Origin of the sequence: Paenibacillus sp. Root444D2 (assembly GCF_001426375.1) — a bacterium.
Lineage (GTDB): Bacteria > Bacillota > Bacilli > Paenibacillales > NBRC-103111 > Paenibacillus_E.
Genome location: NZ_LMEO01000005.1, coordinates 108,606 through 127,700 on the forward strand (window position 1 = coordinate 108,606; position 19,095 = coordinate 127,700).

20 protein-coding genes are annotated in these 19,095 nt (G+C 43.8%); 6 read left to right on the top strand and 14 right to left on the bottom strand.

Annotation, left to right across the window (positions count from 1 at the left end):
- The first annotated feature begins 75 nt into the window (after positions 1-75).
- A complete protein-coding gene (locus tag ASD40_RS39345; RefSeq protein ID WP_057302201.1) occupies positions 76-558 on the top strand; it encodes a CBO0543 family protein in 483 nt (160 codons plus the stop codon).
- 200 nt (positions 559-758) lie between these two features.
- Here ASD40_RS39345 and ASD40_RS04820 read toward each other — a convergent pair whose 3' ends face one another.
- The 5 genes from ASD40_RS04820 to ASD40_RS04845 all read right to left on the bottom strand — a co-directional run bounded on the left by ASD40_RS04820 (position 759) and on the right by ASD40_RS04845 (position 5,398).
- Positions 759-2,003 (bottom strand): MFS transporter, encoded by a 1,245-nt coding sequence (locus tag ASD40_RS04820; RefSeq protein WP_057302202.1) that lies wholly within the window; start codon positions 2,001-2,003, stop codon positions 759-761.
- Between the two features lie 561 nt (positions 2,004-2,564).
- The gene (locus ASD40_RS04830; RefSeq protein ID WP_057302204.1) at positions 2,565-2,957 is read right to left on the bottom strand and encodes a DoxX family protein; all 393 of its coding nucleotides are present in this window, start codon (positions 2,955-2,957) and stop codon (positions 2,565-2,567) included.
- A gap of 155 nt (positions 2,958-3,112) precedes the next feature.
- Complete coding sequence (locus ASD40_RS04835) at positions 3,113-3,583, bottom strand: DinB family protein (protein WP_057302205.1); 471 nt, start codon at positions 3,581-3,583, stop codon at positions 3,113-3,115.
- 94 nt (positions 3,584-3,677) lie between these two features.
- Positions 3,678-4,472, bottom strand: a complete 795-nt coding sequence (locus ASD40_RS04840) for an SDR family NAD(P)-dependent oxidoreductase (protein WP_057302206.1) — start codon at positions 4,470-4,472, stop codon at positions 3,678-3,680.
- A 20-nt stretch (positions 4,473-4,492) separates the two neighbouring features.
- A complete protein-coding gene (locus ASD40_RS04845) occupies positions 4,493-5,398 on the bottom strand; it encodes an AraC family transcriptional regulator ligand-binding domain-containing protein (protein WP_082562064.1) in 906 nt (301 codons plus the stop codon).
- Positions 5,399-5,577: 179 nt separating this feature from the next.
- Here ASD40_RS04845 and ASD40_RS04850 point away from each other — a divergent pair, with 179 nt between their 5' ends.
- Positions 5,578-5,787, top strand: a complete 210-nt coding sequence (locus ASD40_RS04850) for an alpha/beta-type small acid-soluble spore protein (RefSeq protein WP_057302207.1) — start codon at positions 5,578-5,580, stop codon at positions 5,785-5,787.
- Between the two features lie 181 nt (positions 5,788-5,968).
- Here ASD40_RS04850 and tsaA read toward each other — a convergent pair whose 3' ends face one another.
- Positions 5,969-6,427, bottom strand: a complete 459-nt coding sequence (gene tsaA / locus ASD40_RS04855) for a tRNA (N6-threonylcarbamoyladenosine(37)-N6)-methyltransferase TrmO (RefSeq protein WP_057302208.1) — start codon at positions 6,425-6,427, stop codon at positions 5,969-5,971.
- Positions 6,428-6,585: 158 nt separating this feature from the next.
- Positions 6,586-7,251: a stalk domain-containing protein gene (locus ASD40_RS04860; RefSeq protein WP_063870719.1), complete on the bottom strand. Its 666-nt coding sequence runs from the start codon at positions 7,249-7,251 to the stop codon at positions 6,586-6,588.
- A 380-nt stretch (positions 7,252-7,631) separates the two neighbouring features.
- Here ASD40_RS04860 and ASD40_RS04865 point away from each other — a divergent pair, with 380 nt between their 5' ends.
- Positions 7,632-11,222, top strand: coding sequence for a family 10 glycosylhydrolase (locus ASD40_RS04865; RefSeq protein ID WP_057302209.1), 3,591 nt, complete (start codon positions 7,632-7,634; stop codon positions 11,220-11,222).
- 125 nt (positions 11,223-11,347) lie between these two features.
- A complete protein-coding gene (locus ASD40_RS04870; protein ID WP_057302210.1) occupies positions 11,348-11,857 on the top strand; it encodes a tetratricopeptide repeat protein in 510 nt (169 codons plus the stop codon).
- 115 nt (positions 11,858-11,972) lie between these two features.
- On the opposite strand, the gene ASD40_RS04875 is transcribed toward ASD40_RS04870, so the two are convergent.
- From ASD40_RS04875 to ASD40_RS38140, 6 genes are all read right to left on the bottom strand, one after another.
- Complete coding sequence (locus tag ASD40_RS04875) at positions 11,973-13,091, bottom strand: phosphotransferase (RefSeq protein WP_200957357.1); 1,119 nt, start codon at positions 13,089-13,091, stop codon at positions 11,973-11,975.
- Between the two features lie 276 nt (positions 13,092-13,367).
- Positions 13,368-13,607, bottom strand: a complete 240-nt coding sequence (locus ASD40_RS37040) for a hypothetical protein (protein ID WP_156389899.1) — start codon at positions 13,605-13,607, stop codon at positions 13,368-13,370.
- A gap of 51 nt (positions 13,608-13,658) precedes the next feature.
- Entirely contained in the window at positions 13,659-14,648 is a 990-nt protein-coding gene (locus tag ASD40_RS04880; protein WP_057302211.1) for a quinone oxidoreductase family protein, read from the bottom strand.
- 95 nt (positions 14,649-14,743) lie between these two features.
- Complete coding sequence (locus ASD40_RS04885; RefSeq protein WP_057302212.1) at positions 14,744-15,577, bottom strand: helix-turn-helix transcriptional regulator; 834 nt, start codon at positions 15,575-15,577, stop codon at positions 14,744-14,746.
- Positions 15,578-15,733: 156 nt separating this feature from the next.
- The gene (locus tag ASD40_RS04890; RefSeq protein WP_057302213.1) at positions 15,734-16,126 is read right to left on the bottom strand and encodes an RrF2 family transcriptional regulator; all 393 of its coding nucleotides are present in this window, start codon (positions 16,124-16,126) and stop codon (positions 15,734-15,736) included.
- 95 nt (positions 16,127-16,221) lie between these two features.
- Entirely contained in the window at positions 16,222-16,494 is a 273-nt protein-coding gene (locus tag ASD40_RS38140; protein ID WP_057302214.1) for a hypothetical protein, read from the bottom strand.
- 56 nt (positions 16,495-16,550) lie between these two features.
- On the opposite strand from ASD40_RS38140, the gene ASD40_RS04900 reads away from it, so the two are divergent.
- Positions 16,551-17,462: an SDR family oxidoreductase gene (locus tag ASD40_RS04900; RefSeq protein ID WP_057302215.1), complete on the top strand. Its 912-nt coding sequence runs from the start codon at positions 16,551-16,553 to the stop codon at positions 17,460-17,462.
- A 143-nt stretch (positions 17,463-17,605) separates the two neighbouring features.
- On the opposite strand, the gene ASD40_RS04905 is transcribed toward ASD40_RS04900, so the two are convergent.
- A complete protein-coding gene (locus tag ASD40_RS04905) occupies positions 17,606-18,058 on the bottom strand; it encodes a GNAT family N-acetyltransferase (protein ID WP_057302216.1) in 453 nt (150 codons plus the stop codon).
- Positions 18,059-18,218: 160 nt separating this feature from the next.
- On the opposite strand from ASD40_RS04905, the gene ASD40_RS04910 reads away from it, so the two are divergent.
- A complete protein-coding gene (locus ASD40_RS04910) occupies positions 18,219-19,025 on the top strand; it encodes a hypothetical protein (protein WP_057302217.1) in 807 nt (268 codons plus the stop codon).
- The last annotated feature ends 70 nt before the right edge of the window (positions 19,026-19,095 follow it).

Sequence of the window (19,095 nt, forward strand, 5' to 3'; positions counted from 1 at the left end):
ATTCCCCTTCTTGGAAATATATAGTTCATGAATCTTTTTTTCATTTAGGTGATATTTTTGAAATGAGGTAGCCAAATGTTTAATCAAGTTATTCAATGGTTTGTTTTTGTTGTTTCTTTAATTATTTTACTCATAATCTTAAAGAAATCACTTATCAGAGATTCTTTAATCGTATATCTAATTACCGTTTTTTTTAGCAGTTTTATTCCCGTAATTCTAATTGAACAGCATTATTATGAACATCCCGTCCGATTTCTCAGTCAATACTTCTCATCAGCGGTTTTGTTCGATTATCTTGCATTTCCAACGTTAAATGTTCTTTTCAACCTAACAACGAAACAATCGAAGCTTGTCGGGGTATTGGCACAGGCTGTTTTGTATAGTGCTCTAATGACAACAGTGGAGTTCATTTTAGAAAGATATACCGAATTAATTAAGTACTATACTTGGACCTGGATGCACTCTTTTGTAACCTTAATTGCATTTTTTTTGATCGTGAGACTGTTAATCTCCCTTATCCGAACAGCGGACGAAAGAGAAAGAAGTAGAGTGGGTTGAATCAGCGGTATATGACAAGTAATATCTAATTCACCAACCATTAATTGATTCACATTTTCAAATTGTATTAAATACCGTATTATACTTTACTCATTTATGTTTAAATAACTTCATCTTTTGGTACTTCATCAGCCGTTTAAGTCAACGAGAATGTTTTGCATCTACTCCGTTATTAAGGTTGCTCACATCCCTACATGGAGTCACCCAGTATGAACATCTAAATGATCAACCAATGTTTTGGCTTTCCTACGCATTAACATGATCATCAAAACGATGCTTACGATGGAAGATATGATGATCAAGATGAAAGGCAGCCTGGGATCGATGGTATACGTCCACCCCCCGATTATGCCAGATGGAGAGATGCATAGTAAGACAAGAACTTGCAGAATCGAAAACATTTTGGCACGTTGTTCGTCATCGATGGAATTTGCTACAACCGCCTCCAGATAGGGACTTGAAATAATACTGCCTGCAGCGGCAAGCATTGTACTGATTATCACCAGAGTAATTTGCCCCGGGGCAACGGCAATTAATATAATTTTTGACACGATTGCAAGTGAAAATCCCCATATCATGTAACCTTGTGCCTTATTCTCTTTTAAGCGCGGAACAACGAGGAACATTAATGCGAGCATTGCTAAGGAAGATACCGCTGGAAATATTGAAATGAGTGCGTCGCTAATATTCAAAGCTTCAACAAGATAAATCGAGAGATATGTATTTTGCAAAGTCACTTGAAAATTAAAGGAAATGTACACACCAAAGACAATCATCAACGCCCGGTTTGACAGGATGGTCTTAACTGTATCGATATAAGCTTGAAAGGTGTCCTTCAGATTATAAGATGCGCTCTCTTTTCTTTTTCGGATTCCAATCTCCGTCTCATTAGTGGCGAAGTTTCGGGCGAAGAACATCACCGTTAAGCTAACGCAGAAAATGGCGTACATCATGCGCATTGCAGGGATAAGTGTGAAATGATTAACCAGCAGTCCACCTAGCGGAGCGAACAATCCCCCGATCACCCCGATGAGTTGCAGAATTCTAAATACATTAGATCGATCATTTTGAGCGGTATCTTCCACCAACAAACAGTACCATGCTGTATTGGGTACCCTAAGGAAACTGTTAAATACCGCGGCAATCAGAAAATACCAGAAATTTTGCGATACAGCCCAGATAAGTGCGGCGGCACTCCAACTTACAAGATCGTAATAGAGAAGCGCCCGACGCCTACCCATCCGGTCCGTAAGGTATCCACTGATGAAAGAAGTAAAGATCTGCATAATCAGTCCCACCGAAGTAATTAAACCGATTTGTCTCTCACTGACTCCCAATTGAAACATATATACTGTCGCATACGTTGTAAGCATACTGTACGGTAAAATAAACATCGGTTCATATATTAAGCAGCCTCTAGCGTTCCCTTGGATTTTCTTAAACATACGAATCCTCCTAAACATTGCCTAAAATAGACGCTATGTATAAACTACAGAATGAGATATTCCATCACGAACAAATTCATAGGCTTTCTTCCGTTTCTACCAAATAATCTAGGAAATTCGATTCAGTTATTAAAATCATCCCTTATCACCTTCTTCTCTACACTTATGAAGCCACATGAACTCAATCCATTGTTAATTTCATTTTCCTTCCTCCGGTAATTTCGAAATTATTATTTTCGTAAAACGATACAGCTCTATCGAACTCTGGAAGAGCATATAGAGAGTAACTTTCACACAAAGATAAAAAGCCAATAGTTTGCTCGTTAATTTCATCAATTGCCTTAAATACTTTATAAATTCCTGACTCCAGATAATGTTTACATCTATCCATTGTACCTGAGACAATAAATAAATCTGGTGAGTTATTATTATTATACAATCACTTCCAGCATTCCCACAAAAATAATAAACGTTCACCCAATAGAGTGAACGCTACTAATTATGATACAAAATAAATGACGAATGTTTCGCTCCAACTTGATTTCACTAAAAGTATCTCAACTATTTTTGCAAAGAAAACAATTTGCGCACTTGCTCATTCCTCAACCAAAGGCCTCCCCAAACCAACACTGCAAGATAACAGGGAAAAAGGATCGTAGAAAAAAGTGGGGCATCTAGTCGAACCTGTGTCGCAATCACACCGCCAAAATATCCGGTCAACATTATTGCACCTAAGATCGTTGTACGAGGTAATGCATATAGAATAGTAGAAAGAAGTCCGAGTATGCCAATCAAAAAAATATGATGTTCCTGGTAACCAAGTGATACGGTAGAATCAACAACAAACGCAGGTTTAAATAATTTCATGATACTGTCAAGCAGCATAAACAAAATCGCTATTCCGCTCATCACTCTTGCCGTCCATAGTCGGCCTTTAGAAATTGTTCTTGTCATCGTCCATCTCTCCTTTTAACTGACTCACTATTGATTACAAAACTATAGAAACACAAAATTGTCCTTCTATGAATACAACGAGTGAACAATGGTGAAATCGACAAAGGAAGAAAATACTTTTTTTATATTGTTTTTTAGCTTGTGAGGCCGAGAACCTAGTCCCACACCTTTGGACGTTCAATTCCTGCTGTTCTCATATAATCCAATAGTTGACCAGTGTGAACAGATTCGTGGTAAGCAATTCTCATCAACATATCTCCTAAAGTTCGAACATACCCCACATCGCTTCGATTAATCTCTACATTGGATAGATCTTCTTCAGAAAACGATTTAACCGTATTTATAAATTGGTTTCTATATGTTTGAGCAAAAGTTAGCTCATCTTTAACTGTTGTAAATATCCGCTTTTCAAATGGTGAATCGTAAGAACTCAAGCTTCCTTTATTAAGCAATGCAAGGTGATAATAATGCTCACTGTCCAAAACATGACGGATCTTATCTTTAATACTCAAAGCGTTGAGGTCTGGTTTCCATTCTAGACTTTTCTCAGGAATACTTTCCCACACTTTTATACTTCTACGTCGAACTTCTTCAAAATTCAATAATATTACTTCTATAGCGTTCATGAGTATCATTCCTTTCTGATTTCAGTGACTTTTATCATTCTATCAGAACGTACGTTCTAAATATAGTCCCTTTTTGGTACTTGCCCACTAAATACTAAAAAATAGTCGGTACCATTCCCCCATCCATACGGATTGGAGAACCTTTAAATGCGGATGCATAAGGACTACATACAAATGCAGTTAGTCTACCTATTTCAATAGGCTTGATAAATCGCTGTATTTCAGATTGAGGCAGGTTTGTAGTCATAAATTCTTTCTCTTTTTCTGAAAAAGTCATATCTTCATTAGGGTACATACCCGCAATTATTTGATGCACATTTTCAGAAAGTGTTGGTCCAGGCATGATCGTATTGACTGTAACTTCTGTTCCTATTGTTAATTTAGATAAGCTTTTTGACAAAGATAATAGCATTGATTTTGTCATACAATACTGAGGCATTAGTCCTGAAGGCATAATTGCTTCTTCACTCGCAATAAAGATAATGCGGCCATAATCATTTTTCAACATTTTAGGTAAATAAAATTTAGATAATCCATTTGCAGAAAGAACATTAGTACGGAAGTATTTTTCCCATACTTCATCGTCAACGTCATCATATTGCTTAATTTCATAAATACCCATATTGTTAACTAAAATATCAATATTGGGGTATTTATCAAATAAAGCTTCTCTTTGCCCAATATCCACAATATCGGCTGTTGCATTTTGAGGAGAAGTAGCCGGGAAATCTGACTTCATTTCATTTACAGTTCGTTCCACCTCTTCATAATTTCGTCCATTAATTAGTACATGAACACCTTCTTTGGCAAGTTCAATGGCAATTGCTTTACCTATCCCTTTCGTTGATCCTGTAACTAAGGCTGTTTTATTGTTTAATCCCATATCCATCATAAATTTCTCCTTTTAATTTAAACTTCTTTAATATCGAGCGAGGGGTCTGCCAGGTACTCTCGTGCTTGCTCATGTCTAGCTTGTGTCAACAGATGCTTGAAGCTCGTGTTTTCGTCAGTAAGCCGGCGCTGCAAGGTACGATCGCTCATACTGAGCTCCTTTGCGACAGCCTGAATGTCGGGGCGCCCTCCTGTGAGGCTGCGTTTCATGATCCATTTGACCATCTCGGGTAATGAGCGGCTGCGCTGCTGTTCATCGAGCGATCGGTCCAGAACGGGAGTCAGGATCTCCAGCAACTCTTCATTGTACGAGACAAAGGGGCGGTCCAAATCGCTTCGATGTAGCGTCAACCGGTTACAATTTGCACCAATCCGGACACGGCATCCGAAATAAGCTTCAAGGGCTTGTACATCTCCCATTGCGTGCGAAAATTCGACGAACCGCGCCGTCAAAGGTTGACCTGTGCCCCGGCGGCCAAGCTCCAGAAGAAATGCCAGCGTGATACCAACAAGCAACGACGGAACGGGTTGCTCAGTATTCAGCCATTCCAGTTCGATTATACAGTGCTCTCCCTCCTCGGTAATACGTAAGCTTTCGGGGGGACACAGTTGTTTATACCGAGCCATTCGGTTTATAGCGTCGCGGTAGTCACGAGCGTGGTAAGTCGCTAAGACGGTCGGTGGGTACTTCGCTGTTTCAAAGACGGTCGCAAGCTTGATGATTCCTTTGGCAGTATCACCAATGAGATCGGAATAAGCCTGCCAGATCGCGAAATATTGGGCAGTGGTGACTACTGGTTCAGTAATAATGGTGAGCGGCAGTCGTGCTTTGCGAGCTACGTCGTGGGCGGCAATCCCTATTTGACGCAATCCTGCCCAAAATCCTGGCGGGATTTTAATACGGTCAGATGTATGAGACTTCATACATACAGGCCTCCTTTAGCTACTTACATATTCATATATTCTCCATTAGCTCAACAAAATTCGTTAATGTACATGTTTTCGATACTTTGCCTTTTCATAACCGCAATAAATGTGAATGTATAATAGTTCCTTCCACTCCACATTATAAGAGTACACCAAAAAAAGGAGTGATTTTTTCCATGGCAAACAATAACACATTAGTTGTTCCTCAAGCAAGAGCGGCTTTAAATCAAATGAAATTTGAAGTAGCTCAACAATTAGGAATACCTCTACAACCAGATGGTTACAATGGAAATCTCGCTACACGCGACGCAGGCTCTATCGGTGGCGGTATTACAAAAAGATTGGTACAAATGGCTGAACAACAACTGCAAGGCTTTCAACGTTAATTCTTTGATGTAGGATCAAGTGCAAAAAGACTCCAATCACCTATCCTCCTACTGGTGAATGTAGTCTTTTTTATGTTGATCAAAATCTATATTATCATCATTACTCTCCAATGAAATCGGGATTAATAACCTAATGTCAATTCGACCACTGACTAGTGAGTGCAGCAGGTTTAAGCTTTGATTATTCCCAGTATTCTTTCATAAGGTCTGATACCCAGTATGGTTGCTTGATCTCTCCTTTCGGGGCAAATTCCTTCATTACAGGCTTCAAGTCCAACACGGGTGTCCCGTTTATTGCATCAAGACCTTTTATGTAAATATTTTTTCCCTCGCGCTTTAAAACCTCTACTGTAGTTAACCCCAGTTTGTTCGGCCTATTTTTACCCCGCTGTGCAAAAATCCCTACTTTAGGGTACTCTTTATTATTCCGAGGGTGTCTGGCATCGAATTGAATATTATCATCTTTCACTTGATTAAAATAGAAAATGACTTCTAGATGGGAAAAATCCTCGATCCCCTTTACGCTTTCTTCGCTAAATTCGCTTGTGAGTTCAATAGTGGATACAACATTGCCCCAATAATCATCTTCTATTACTTCTCTACTGTTTCTGATATATGCAATGGGTGTAACGCTGAACATAAGTTCCCTCCTAATATACTGGATAATTTCCTTGTGATTATTAAAGCTTAATAGTTTTATACCTGTAAAACAACTCCAATGTTAATCTTCTTTTTACACTAAGAAATAGATTTAGAAACAATAAACGCCTCGTTTTAAGAGGCGTTCTTATTTATTGATTACTTATAATATGAGGTTGTTAGTGGTATAAAAACACCTGTTTCTGCTGTATCCTTGTCGGTTGCATAGAGCACAGTAACTTCATCTAGTCCTGCGATATTAGCTTCTATTACTTTCAAACCATCATTAACCGTTACAGTATCTTGTTTTAATAATCTTGAGTTTCTATCTATAATTTTAATATCGACATCAGTTCCAATAGCAGCTACTTGCAAATAAAGGGTTTGGAACTTTTTCTTAGGTTTCAATGTGAAGTTAGAGTCTGATGTGCCTATCTGTCTAATAACTTCGACATAATCCTTGCTTTTGTATTGTGTTAATTTAGGATCTTTGACAGCTTGATAAAAGACTTGATCGGCGTTAATAGGAGTGCCCTCAACTTTTTCACCAAATAATACGCTGCTAGTTGCAGCATCATAATCAACAGCGACATTTAAAGAATTTGCAATGGCTCTGGCTGGCAAGTATGTGTTTCCGTTAAAGGTAATAGGAGTAACTACATTTCCATCTGCATCTAACAATTGTACCTGTTTCCCATTTACTTTTACTTTTAGGTCATTGTTTAAATAAGCTTGGATTTCCTCCAAATTTGCACCTGCATAAACACCTGCGCTAGTACTGAGTAGAAGGGAAGCTCCAATAAGAGTTATAATCGATTTTTTCAAGTTGGTTTCAATCCTCCTTAATTTTCAACATAATGAAGACACCATTTGATAATACCACAATTTTCCATAAATATGAACGATAGCTTTAGCTTGCTCATAAAGTTATTTCCTACCACTCATAACTGCCCTCCCACACCCCATTCATCTTGACGTTGCTTCTGGAGATGCCTTCTTTGTGGAAGCCGGATTAAACTCACCGAAAAAACTTTTGTTTTATAAAATAAAATTTCACATATGTTATTGAATGTTGAAATATTATTTTGTATGCTAAAAGCAGCCGAAATTTTTTATAACATTTGCCAAGAGAAAGGAAGAAAGGAGGCCAACGTTTATTCGGCTTTCATGTAAGCGAATACATTCCGAGAAGGAAGTGAATCCCATTGAAGAAATCTTTTCAAAGTGGCGCAGCATCAATCCCTTTTACCATGGCCTTATTATTGTTCTTGAGCACAATCATGTTTAGTGTACCTATTGCTAGCGCTGACACGGAAGCTGCTTTGAGCGCAGATGTGCAGGCGTTAGCCGGCGTGCAGGCTGCCGTCGGTGTGGAAGGCTTTGAGCAAACGGCTAATCTCTTCTCTTCCTCGGCGAGGGCGACGGCAAGCATCGGTCTTATCAGCCGACCGGAAACGATTTATTACGGCTATCATGCTGTAAAATTGTCCTACGATTTTACAGGCACGACCGGAACGTCGGCGGCTTACGTCAACTTCAAGGATGCGGACGGCACAACAGGCAGAACGCTGCAGGGACTTCCGAAGAGACTCGGCCTCTGGGTGTACGGCGACGGCAATAACCATTGGCTGCGCGTTCAAGTCAAAGATTCGGCGGGAACTGTCTCCGCGCTTGACTTCACCACCAGCAATGGACTGAACTGGACCGGCTGGAAGTACATCACAGTATCCGTTCCGAGCTCGCTGAGAGCTCCGATTAAGCTGAATCAAATCTATGTCGCGGAGACAAAAGATAACAACAAAAACAAAGGTGCGCTTTATTTGGACCAGTTGACGGCGTTTTACACAGATTCGACCGTTTATGGGCTCGATTTGGTGGATCTACCTTTTCTTCAGGTTGGGGAATCGAAGAAGGCGCAAGTATTCGCGACTTACCAGAACGCAGTGGAGCCTGTCCCTGTTACAAGCGGGCTTTCCTTCCGCAGTAGCAACGAGCAGGTCGCAATAGTCGACACAAACGGCACAGTCCGGGCACTGCAGCCAGGCACAGCCACGATCTATGCCTCCTATGGGACGGCTCCTGAAGCATCTTATGTGCTGACCGTCTCAACGAGCGCAGCCGTGCCTTCTAGATTAGAGCAATCTTCCTTGGAGAAGCTGGAATCGGGCTCTACGAACAAAATACGCCTGTACGCAGTGTACACGGACATGACCGAACCCGTTAGCGTACTGAGCGGAGCAACGTTTGAAAGCAGTGCTCCTGATGTTGCAACCGTCGATGCAGATGGCGTGGTGAAAGCCGTAAAACCTGGAACGACAACGATCACAATGTCCTATAAAGGCGTCTCAACGGCTTATACGCTGAATGTAAACGCCCCTGTACCGGTATTGCAGAGCATCAAGCTTACCGAGCTCCATACGATGACGGTTAGCGATACCTTACAAGCGAAGGTGCTTGGCACCTACACATGGCTTCCGGGGCAAGTCGAACTGATTAGCGGCGTTACGTATACGAGCAGCAACCCGGCGGTCGCTGCGGTGAGTGCAAGCGGTGTTGTCACGGCGCTGAATTTCGGCACCTCCCGGATTACCGCAACGTATGGCGGGAAAACAAGCGATTTCTACTTGGTGGTGAACAAAGTGGCCGCCTTTCCAAAGTCCGAGCTCAGAGCGGCATGGATCGCTACAGTCGATAATATAGACTGGCCGGACAAAGGTGTAACGGACCCGGAGCAGCAAAAGCGCGATTTCACAAAGCTGCTGGAGCCCCTGCAAACTACGGGTATCAACGCAGTCATCGTGCAGGTAAAGCCGACTGCGGATTCCTTTTACCCTTCCCAATTCGGTCCTTGGTCGGAATGGCTGACGGGCGTGCAAGGAAAAGATCCCGGCTATAACCCGCTTGCGTTCATGCTGGATGAAGTGCACAAGCGAAATATGGAGTTCCACGCTTGGTTCAATCCGTACCGGATCAGCCTGCAGGACCGTTTAGACAATCTGGTGCCGGATCACCCTGCGCGCCAGCATCCGGACTGGGTCGTTTCGTATGGCGGGAAGTTATATTTCAACCCGGGAATTCCGGAAGCGAAGCAGTTCATCATGGACGGCATTATGGAAGTCGTGAAAAATTACGATATCGACGCGGTTCATTTTGACGATTATTTCTATCCGTACCCGATCAGCGGTGTCGACTTCCCCGACCAGGATGCTTTCCAGAAATACGGCGCGGGCTTTGCAAGCAAGGCGGACTGGAGACGTAACAACGTCAATTCGTTCGTACAGGAGATAGGCGCCAGAATCAAGCAGGAGAAAAGCTATGTCAAATTCGGTATCAGTCCGTTCGGCATCTGGAAAAATAAAGGCGAAGATCCAGCAGGTTCCGATACGAATGGTCTCAGCAGCTACGACGCCATCTATGCGGACTCCAAAAAATGGGTTGATCAGCAGTGGATCGATTACATCACACCGCAAATCTATTGGTACATGGGCTATTCGCCGGCCGCGTACGACAAGCTGATCGAATGGTGGAACGGCGCGGTTGCCGGTAAAAACGTTCACCTTTACAGCGGCCAGGCCACCTACCGCATCGGCTCAAATGATCCGGGTTGGCTGAACCCGAACGAAATGCCGGACCAAGTAAGCTATAATCGCAATTTCGGCAACGTCAAAGGAAGCATCTTCTTCAGTGCCAAATGGCTGCCGGCGAATCCGCTGGGCTTTACGGACCGGTTAAAAACCGATCTCTACCGCTACCCGGCACTTGTCCCTGCGATGCCTTGGCTCGACCATCAAGCGCCAAGCTCCCCTGTTCTCGCTTCCGCCATCAGCAAACCATCCGGCGTTGAGCTGACTTGGGCGAATGGTACAGCAGACGCGGCCTACTATGTCGTTTACCGTTTCGAGGGCGATACGGCAGGAAGCTTGCAGGATGCGTCGAAGATCGTCGCTACCGTCCGCAAGCAGGAGGGCTCGAAGGGATCATTCGTCGACCGGACTGCCGTTGACGGTGCGCGGTATACTTATGTCATTACCGCTGTGGACCGAATCCACAACGAAAGTGCGGCGAGCAACGCGATTGCGATAACGAACGTACTTGATGTGACAGCACCTGTGACGACGGCAACCGTTGAAGGAACGATGCGTAACGGCTGGTACGTTTCGGAGGCGACGGTGAAACTTACGGCGACGGACGACCTGACCAGCGTCAGTTCAACGCAATACAGTAACGACAACGGCGCAAGCTGGCAGCCGTACGGTGGGCCTGTTACCGTTGAGGCCGACGGCGTGACCACCCTTCTTTACCGGTCCGAGGATGCCGCCGGCAACGTGGAAATAGCGAAAAACATGGAAATTCGCATCGACCGTTCAGCCCCAGTGATTCAAATAGGCGGCGGGTCCACTTTCTCCGTAGACCAAACCGTTCAAATAAAATGTACCGCTTCCGATACGGTTTCGGGCCTCGTCTATAATCCGTGCACCGCACTCCTTGTCGATGCTCCAGCCTATGAGCTCGGTCTTGGCTCGCACGTCGTAACCATCGACGTTCAGGATGCCGCCGGCAACGCAGCATCTGCAACGTTTACATACACGGTGCAGACGACCGTTAGTTCCCTTGCGAACGTAACTCGCGCATTTGTGACAGGACCGGGAGCAGATGGTGTTACGAACTCGCTTGTGAAAAAGCTCGAGCACGGTAATTACGATGCTTTTATCAATGAAGTGCAGGCACAAACCGGCAAAAGCCTGACGAACCACCAGGCTGACGTCTTGATCCGTTTGGCAGCGTCTCTGCAATAAATCGTAATATAGTTAAAAATTCCCTTGTTCCGGTCGGAACAAGGGAATTTAATATTCGACATTGTATGTTAATGTTAAGATAGTCTCATCCTAAAAAAACTGCCAAACTTGGGAATGGTGAAAATATGACAAGAAACGAATTGAGCAAAATAATTAAACGGCGTGAAGAAGGGCGAGCCAAGCAAGATCAAGAGATCTTAAGTGAGGTTCGCGAGCAGTTATTAGCATTGCTTTCCGATTACCCGGATGATGCGGAAATCAACTACCAAACCGGGATAGTGCATGACAATTCCGGCCTTGGACTTGAGGCTATTCCATACTATGAGCGGTCTCTTAAGTTAGGCCTATCTGGTCCTGACCTAGAAAGATGCCTAATGGGTCTGGGGAGTACATACCGATACTGGGGGTACTACAAAGAAGCAGTTGAGACGTTGCGCAGAGGCGTTAGGGAATTTCCAGAAAATCGGGCAATTCAAGTATTTCTCGCCATGGCTCTCTACAATAGCCAAAACTACAAAGAAAGTGTTGAACTGCTGATCACCAATTTAATGGAAACTACCTCAGACGAAAAACTTCATTATTTTAAACGAGGGATAATGGCTTACAACGAAGACCTTGATGAAACTGCCGGATAAGCATAACATTATTGTTTAGAGTGATTACCACTGAATAATGCCATACAAATAAGCAGCTTCTTCTCAGAGGCTGCTTTTAATTTGGAACCGGAGAAATCCCTTTTATTGGTCGCTCTCATGCACCGTTCAGGTAATCGGTGAGAACTTCATCGATTATACGCCTTGCGACGCCAGCGAACACTGGGTTGGTGTCCTTGTAGTAAGGGAGGGCAATCAATCCCATTGACAGGGCATAACCGCGACCACGAGCCCAGGTTGCGTCATCAGGCCGCAGCTCTCTACGGAATATTACCCGTGTTTCTGCGTTGAGGATGCTCCATGCAAACAGCATGTCCCATGCGGGATCACCCAAACCCATACATCCAAAGTCGATAACGGTACTTATCCGCCCTTGTTCGATCAACAAGTTTCCTGCATGGATGTCTCCGTGAATCCAGACTGCCGGCCCATCCCACTCTGGCGCTTTCAAGGCTGCTTCCCACGCTAAGGTTGCCGTATCTTGATCGATCATGTCTTGCAGTTCTGCGATTGCTTTGCGGACGACGTTATCTCTCTTTTCCAGCGACATGCCTCGGGAAGATGCTGGGGGCGTAACATCGGCGAGATCGATCCGCTGCATGGCTGCTACGAATTGAGCCATCACGGTCGCCGCTTGGCCTAGATCGTCGATGCGACCGATGATCGCGTCCTCGCCATTGAACCACCGATACACAGCCCATTGCCAAGGATAGCCCTCGGCGGGCACTCCTATCGCGAGTGGGGAAGGAATGGCAAGGGGTAGATGTGGGGCAAGTTTTGGCAACCACAACTGTTCCCTCTCAGCCTGTCCAGTGGCCCCCTCAATGCGAGGCATTCGTACGGCCATATCCTCCCCGAGCCGGAAAATCGCGTTATCCGTCCCGCTTGAATTAACCCGTTTGAGCGGTAGCTCTGCCCATTGCGGAAATTGCGCAGCGAGTAACCGCTTAACGAGTGATGCGTCAATCTCCAACTCGTTGTCATGCATCCTGTTAGTGTTTATCTGTGAAGTGGATAAGTCTGAATCCGTTTCAGCAGTTAATTCGTCCAATGTGATGCCTATTACCCGTGCGATTTGAACCATTTGCTCCGGCAACAAGTCATGTTCTCCGTTAAGAATTTTCCCCATCAATGAATGGCTCGCTCCAATCTCGTTAGCAAGCCATTGAATCGACTTTTTATTTTGCTCTAACCACGTCTTCACTTGATTCATCATTAGAATAGTACCTCCCATAATTATGTTTATCATCATTATATGTACAATCCCTTTAGTGTTTTCATATCATTCACTCATTCTCATATAAGATTAGTTAATTGTATGGGTGTGTTTTACTTTCGACAAGGTAAGTTTCGTGAATACATATTGTGTTTGTTCCTACAGAATTCAAAAAAGACGCTTTTTCAGCGCCTTTTAAAGTATCATTGTAGTCGAGTACTACCTTGCCGTTCCTAATTTGTGGCATCGATGATGAGGTCAAAATGTTGCAAATTCCTATAGCTTATCGCTAAGCTCTCGAACGGATCTCGGCGGCTTTGATCCTGCTCCACGACAAGTCACTGAGTACCAATTGCCTCCGCCACCTTCGAAATCTTCGTGAAATTCAGAATACCTACGCCGTTCTCCGCAAAAAATTGCTCCTCGCCCGCTTGACGGGGATTGAGCCCCTGACCTCATCGCTTCCGGCGATGCGCTCTCCCGGCTGAACGGATTCCCCTCGAAATTCTTAATCATTTAGAAAAGTTTTCTCGACCAGCACGTCTCTCAATGAGACAGCGGTCAGGTTTATATTTGCAAAACCAGTTTTCCAACCGTGTTCTTTTCTTCCAATAGAGCAAGTGCTTCTGCGGCATTTTCCAAAGGATACACGCCTTGAATCTCCGCATGTATTTCTTTTCTTGCCAGCATTCCTAACGCTTCTCGGGCTGCTTTCCCTGTCTCCACAGGATTACTGTCGCTGTATCCGCCTAATGTAAAACCAGCAAACTGTTTGTTGGAAAACCAAATTTGATTGTAAGAATGCATAACATCCTCTTCTCCGCTTGCGTTTCCAACTACAACCAGCTGCCCTAACGGACGAAGCACCTCTAAGCTTTGTTTGCGCATATTCCCTCCGACAGGATCAAAGACGGCATGAACACCTTTTCGTCCGGTTGCTCGTAGGGTTTGTTCCACAAAATCGGAACGGACGAATAATTCGTCGTACCCGAGGGATTCGGCCAACTTTACTTTCTCAACACTTCCGACGGTTCCGAGTACCTTGCCTGCTCCCAGACGATTCGCCATTTGCCCCAGAAAACTGCCCAGCCCGCCAACCGCTGCATGAACGAGTATGTTGTCACCCGTTTTCATTCGATAAACATCTTTTATAGCCAAATAAGCGGTTGTCAGATTTACAATGGAAGCTGCAGCTGTCGCTAAGTCGAGGTCAGCTCCTAATTGATCTAACGGAACCGTCAGATCTGGCCGTACATTCGCCATTGATGCAAAGCCGTTAAGATCATGCAGTGTCATCGAGGCAACGGGTTGACCAATGTAGAAGCCCTCTACTCCTTCTCCAATGGCGCGTACATATCCCGACACTTCCAAACCTGGAGTAAGCGGCATCGGAAAAGCGGTAATGAATTCGCCACGACTAAGCAAAACTTCGAAATAACCTACTCCAGCATAAGCAACGTCAATGGTCAGCATACCGGGGGCCGGTTGCAGATCCGGCTTCTCTCGCAACTGCAAATTTGCAGGTCCTTCTGGTCGGTCAATTATGATAGCTTTCAATTTGTGAAACCTCCTTGATTGAGAATAAGTCTATTATATTCGACGACCAAGGAGGCAACCTGTTTGCAGTTATACAGGTATCCAGACTAACAGGCTTATTTGCGAATATGTACTAATTTTTGCTCAGTGTCGGTACCTGCAATGGGTGTAAATACACAGCAGTGTAGGTTTTCATTGCCGTTAATATTAGAAAAGGTGTTTAATTGAAAGTTTAATCTCCCTGCGACGTGATGATCAAACGTGTAAAGTATAGCTTTCTTAATATGCACATCATGCAAACGCCATAACGTTAGAAACTCCTCGCTTTCCTCGCACATCCGCCGCACGAAATCTTCATACCAAAGATCGCCGGCCTTTTGGTCAAAATACATACGAAATACCCCTATCGTATAATCAGCAAATTCCTTCCAGTTTGCCAACTGCTTTCGCAGGTTTGGATCGGTAAATACCAACCGTGACATCACGCGATTCTCTGCGGGAATCGCATGGAAATCCGCAATGATTTCAGAAGCCATCTGATTGAAGGCCAACACCTCAGTTCGATTATTTGCGATGATTGCAGGATAGCTCAGTTGGTCGATAATGTTCTGAAGCCCTGGATCTACTTCCTTAGCGTTCGGGTAAGGTTCCCCCTCACCGCTATAATTTGCCAAACGAAGCAAATGAAGATGTTCTTCTGAAGATAATTGTAAAGCTTTGCCTACGCTCTCGATCACTTCTCTTGAGGCGGTGACGGCCCTGCCTTGTTCCAGCCAGGTATACCAGGTGATGCTTACACCCGCAAGATGAGCAACCTCTTCTCTGCGTAATCCCGGCGTTCTTCTTGTTCCAAAGCGACCGATAGTGTTGACATGATCCGGCTTGATCCGTTCCCGGCGGGATTTTAAAAAGTCTCCGAGTATATTGATTTTCGGGTTTTCTGAAGACATTCCACAACCTCTTTCTTCGCAATCAATTCAAGTTATTTCTATTATACAGATATAAATAAAAAACGACATCTCTGCCGTTTGATTGTTGATATGTCCTCACTTTCCGTATCAGCGATTTCATACCTGTTCGTTAAACAGGTTTATTCCAAGCCTTCTTCACTTGATTAATTTCGACAAATCCGCTATTTTTTTATTCTCCAGATACTGCTCCATCTGACGTTCGGCGTCGATCACAACCTGCTGGATCAGACATTCACTTCCGTGATTCAGGCTGCATTCGAACAAGGAAGCGGTCCCTTCGATCGCATGGATGATATCGAGAAAGGAGATATCTTCCTGTTTCCGTCTGAGGCGATATCCACCGTTTGCGCCGGGCGTGGACTGAATCAATCCTGCCTTGACAAGCTTGGTCATCATCTTGGACAGATAGGTCTGCGAAACGCCCAATTTTTCAGCAAGCAATTGCACGCCAACAGGCTTATCAGGAGCTGCCGTTACCAAATAAAGCATTGCATGAAGCGCATAGTCAGTCGCCTGAGAATATTTCATTCAGCACCTCCATTAACGATTTTACGAATCCATAATAACTCTAATATTTCTAAAAGACAAGCATTAATCCCATACAATTGTTCATCTGCGATAAATCATTCTGCATGGCAAATCCATCCCGCAAAAAGTCCAGTAGAATAAACACGGGTTATATTCGTAAAGCCTGTGTCTTGAAGTTCGCCATCGTCGCGGTCTCCGTACGCGTTAACGCGTACGAATTCTTCTTGAAGTAGCACGTAAGATGATTCCGGTAACAAGCCTTGGTTGCCAAAGTTTTTGATATAAGCATCAGTCTCAGCGTCACGAATCGCAATATGTTTAACTTTTTCTGTAGCTAGTTGATTCCCTATTGACAATGCACATGGCATAAATTATCATATTAATAAATGAACGATTCATTCATTAATCGAGAGGTGGAATATAAATGACGAGAATGATAACGAATAGTAAATGGACAGTACAAGGCAAATATGTAGTAATTACTGGGGCAACAAGCGGTATTGGGTTGGCCGCGGCCAAAGAGTTCGCAGCTCGGGGGGCAAACTTAGGAATCGTAGCTCGTAATCAAGCTAAAGCAAATGAAGTAGCGGCCCAAATCATGGCATCAACCGGTGGGAAAACCACTGTGGACGTATTCTTGGCTGATATGGCTTCACAAAAGTCTATACGTCAAGTAGCGGCTGATATTTTGGACAAATGCCCGAGAGTGGACGTTCTGGTCAATAATGCCGGCGCCTTGTTCGAAACGAGGCAATTAACCGACGATGGTATGGAGATGACTTGGGCTGTAAACCATCTGGCGCCTTTCCTTCTGACTACGCTTCTCCTTGATCGCATGAAGGAAAGCGAGCATGCCCGTGTTATCACAACTGCATCCCATGGTCACAAGATTGCCAAGAAGGGTATCAACTTTGATGATCTCACTGCGGAACACCTTTATAGCTTTCCCCAAAATTTTATTGGTGGTCCTACATTTCGCTACGCTGAGACTAAGCTCGCCAATATCCAGTTCACCGCTGAATTGGCTAGGCGGCTAGAGGGGACCGGAGTCAGCGCCTACTGCTTTGATCCAGGTCTAGTTTCTACAAACTTCAATCAGAACAACGGACTTTTAGCCCGTATGACGATGGCCGTGATGAAAATGTTCTCTCGCAGTCCGGAGAAAGGTGCCGAAACTTTGGTGTGGTTAGCAGACTCGGATGAAATGACTGGTCATAATGGTTATTACTACACCGACATGCAAACAACAATTCCGTCTGCTCCCGCTCAGAACCTGGACACCACAAAACGATTATGGATGGTAAGCGAAGAACAGATCGGAATTCGTAGACTCTAACAGATGCCTTCCCCCTCCATTCAGCAACATTCCCACGAATTACCTGATACGTCATATCCGTTGAAGCACCCTACCCCATACATGAATGAACAAAAAAAGGAGCTGCCGAGGCAAGCTCCTTCAGTATTCTCTGTCTCTCGGTTTTATAAATCTTGCGAAAGACGTATCATATCCACAACTTGAATCCCATTTTCAAATATTTTTTCACTGTAATGTCTTATAAAGAAGTCTCTATCAACTCCAATTATTCTGAACCCACATTTCTGATAGAGAGCAAGTTGTCCTACTCCTGAGTTTCCAGTGCCAATTTCAATCGTTTTAAAACCGAGCAACTTTGCATTTTGAATTGCATGGTTTACCATCTGTTTTCCTATCCCTTTGCCTTGATAGTTTTCAGCAACGGCTACATTAACTAACTCAACTGTCTCAGGCCTTGTTCTTAGTAGAACATAGACACCTATTATGCTATCATCCATTTCAGCGACATAGCATTGACCTCTTTTGATATATTCTTCAACAAGTTTCTGAGAAGGGTCCGCTAATAAAAGTAACTCCAATGGAGGTTGTTCGTCTGCACTTAACTTTCGTATTTCCATTTATTCTATCTCCTTGATGAAACGATTTTTTAAATATTCCATGCTATCCTGTTTATTAATCATAAATTAATAGCAATGAAAAGGAAATAAAGGAAAATTAGAGGAATTCATAGAATAGCTTATCCTAAACTTCAATATCGCATCGACAAGGAGTGTACTTGTGAACTATTCAACATTATCGAAATTCTTACCTTCTAGATTTCATCGTTTTCATGTATTTCTTATTTTTATTACAACCGTATTGCTTGTCTCGTTAATTGGATATAATCAAAGAGATTTTGCGAAACCCCGTAATTATCTCTATGAAAAACATAAGGCTTCCAATGGTGTCGTATTGCATACAATTCGGACTACTCCGGATTATGTTCGACTGCAAGCGATCGATATGAATGTAACGAAAACTCCTTATTACGGTATTAATGGGGGCTTTTTCTGGGAAGGAGCACTGCTAAGCATCGCTGTTATCAATGACCAACCTTTGAAAGGAATGCCTGGCGATTACGGATCTGGATGGTACAACACTGGCATTGACACTAACTTAAAGCGTGGAACGCTTGTTTGGGATGACGTCACTAAACACTTCTCGATTCAAGTAGTCACGCATGCCGGTGAGCTGACCGTAACAGATAAGCAGCGTTATTGGGCACAGGGTGGTGTCAGCATGAAGCTAAACGATAGCTTTGGCTGGGAGAGCGATATGATCTTAGAGCAAATGCCAGCCTATAACGAAGGTCATATGCGTACGGCAGTTGTTTATGATAGTCAAGAGAATATTTATATGATTGTAACACCTTCGTACTGTACGATTGAAGAGTTTCGAGCAGCCATACTCGATAGCTTTAGTGATCGAAGGCTGATAGACGGCATCTATTTGGACGGAGATGGTTCCTCCCAATTGCAGTGCCGCAATGTCCGTCTGAAAGGAGATCAACGACAAGTCTATCAGATGCTAACCTTAATCCAATAAGATGACCCCTTTTAAACCTTTCACATTATTTCAGCTATGCTCATCCCCATATCCTCATTATTAATTATCC

Bases quoted from the DNA above. Each gene is read 5' to 3' on its own strand.
- ASD40_RS39345 (WP_057302201.1), top strand. From the start codon at position 76: ATGTTTAATCAAGTTATTCAATGGTTTGTTTTTGTTGTTTCTTTAATT.
- ASD40_RS04820 (WP_057302202.1), bottom strand. From the start codon at position 2,003: ATGTTTAAGAAAATCCAAGGGAACGCTAGAGGCTGCTTAATATATGAA.
- ASD40_RS04830 (WP_057302204.1), bottom strand. From the start codon at position 2,957: ATGACAAGAACAATTTCTAAAGGCCGACTATGGACGGCAAGAGTGATG.
- ASD40_RS04835 (WP_057302205.1), bottom strand. From the start codon at position 3,583: ATGAACGCTATAGAAGTAATATTATTGAATTTTGAAGAAGTTCGACGT.
- ASD40_RS04840 (WP_057302206.1), bottom strand. From the start codon at position 4,472: ATGGATATGGGATTAAACAATAAAACAGCCTTAGTTACAGGATCAACG.
- ASD40_RS04845 (WP_082562064.1), bottom strand. From the start codon at position 5,398: ATGAAGTCTCATACATCTGACCGTATTAAAATCCCGCCAGGATTTTGG.
- ASD40_RS04850 (WP_057302207.1), top strand. From the start codon at position 5,578: ATGGCAAACAATAACACATTAGTTGTTCCTCAAGCAAGAGCGGCTTTA.
- tsaA (WP_057302208.1), bottom strand. From the start codon at position 6,427: ATGTTCAGCGTTACACCCATTGCATATATCAGAAACAGTAGAGAAGTA.
- ASD40_RS04870 (WP_057302210.1), top strand. From the start codon at position 11,348: ATGACAAGAAACGAATTGAGCAAAATAATTAAACGGCGTGAAGAAGGG.
- ASD40_RS04875 (WP_200957357.1), bottom strand. From the start codon at position 13,091: ATGATGAATCAAGTGAAGACGTGGTTAGAGCAAAATAAAAAGTCGATT.
- ASD40_RS37040 (WP_156389899.1), bottom strand. From the start codon at position 13,607: ATGATTAAGAATTTCGAGGGGAATCCGTTCAGCCGGGAGAGCGCATCG.
- ASD40_RS04885 (WP_057302212.1), bottom strand. From the start codon at position 15,577: ATGTCTTCAGAAAACCCGAAAATCAATATACTCGGAGACTTTTTAAAA.
- ASD40_RS04890 (WP_057302213.1), bottom strand. From the start codon at position 16,126: ATGAAATATTCTCAGGCGACTGACTATGCGCTTCATGCAATGCTTTAT.
- ASD40_RS38140 (WP_057302214.1), bottom strand. From the start codon at position 16,494: ATGCCATGTGCATTGTCAATAGGGAATCAACTAGCTACAGAAAAAGTT.
- ASD40_RS04900 (WP_057302215.1), top strand. From the start codon at position 16,551: ATGACGAGAATGATAACGAATAGTAAATGGACAGTACAAGGCAAATAT.
- ASD40_RS04905 (WP_057302216.1), bottom strand. From the start codon at position 18,058: ATGGAAATACGAAAGTTAAGTGCAGACGAACAACCTCCATTGGAGTTA.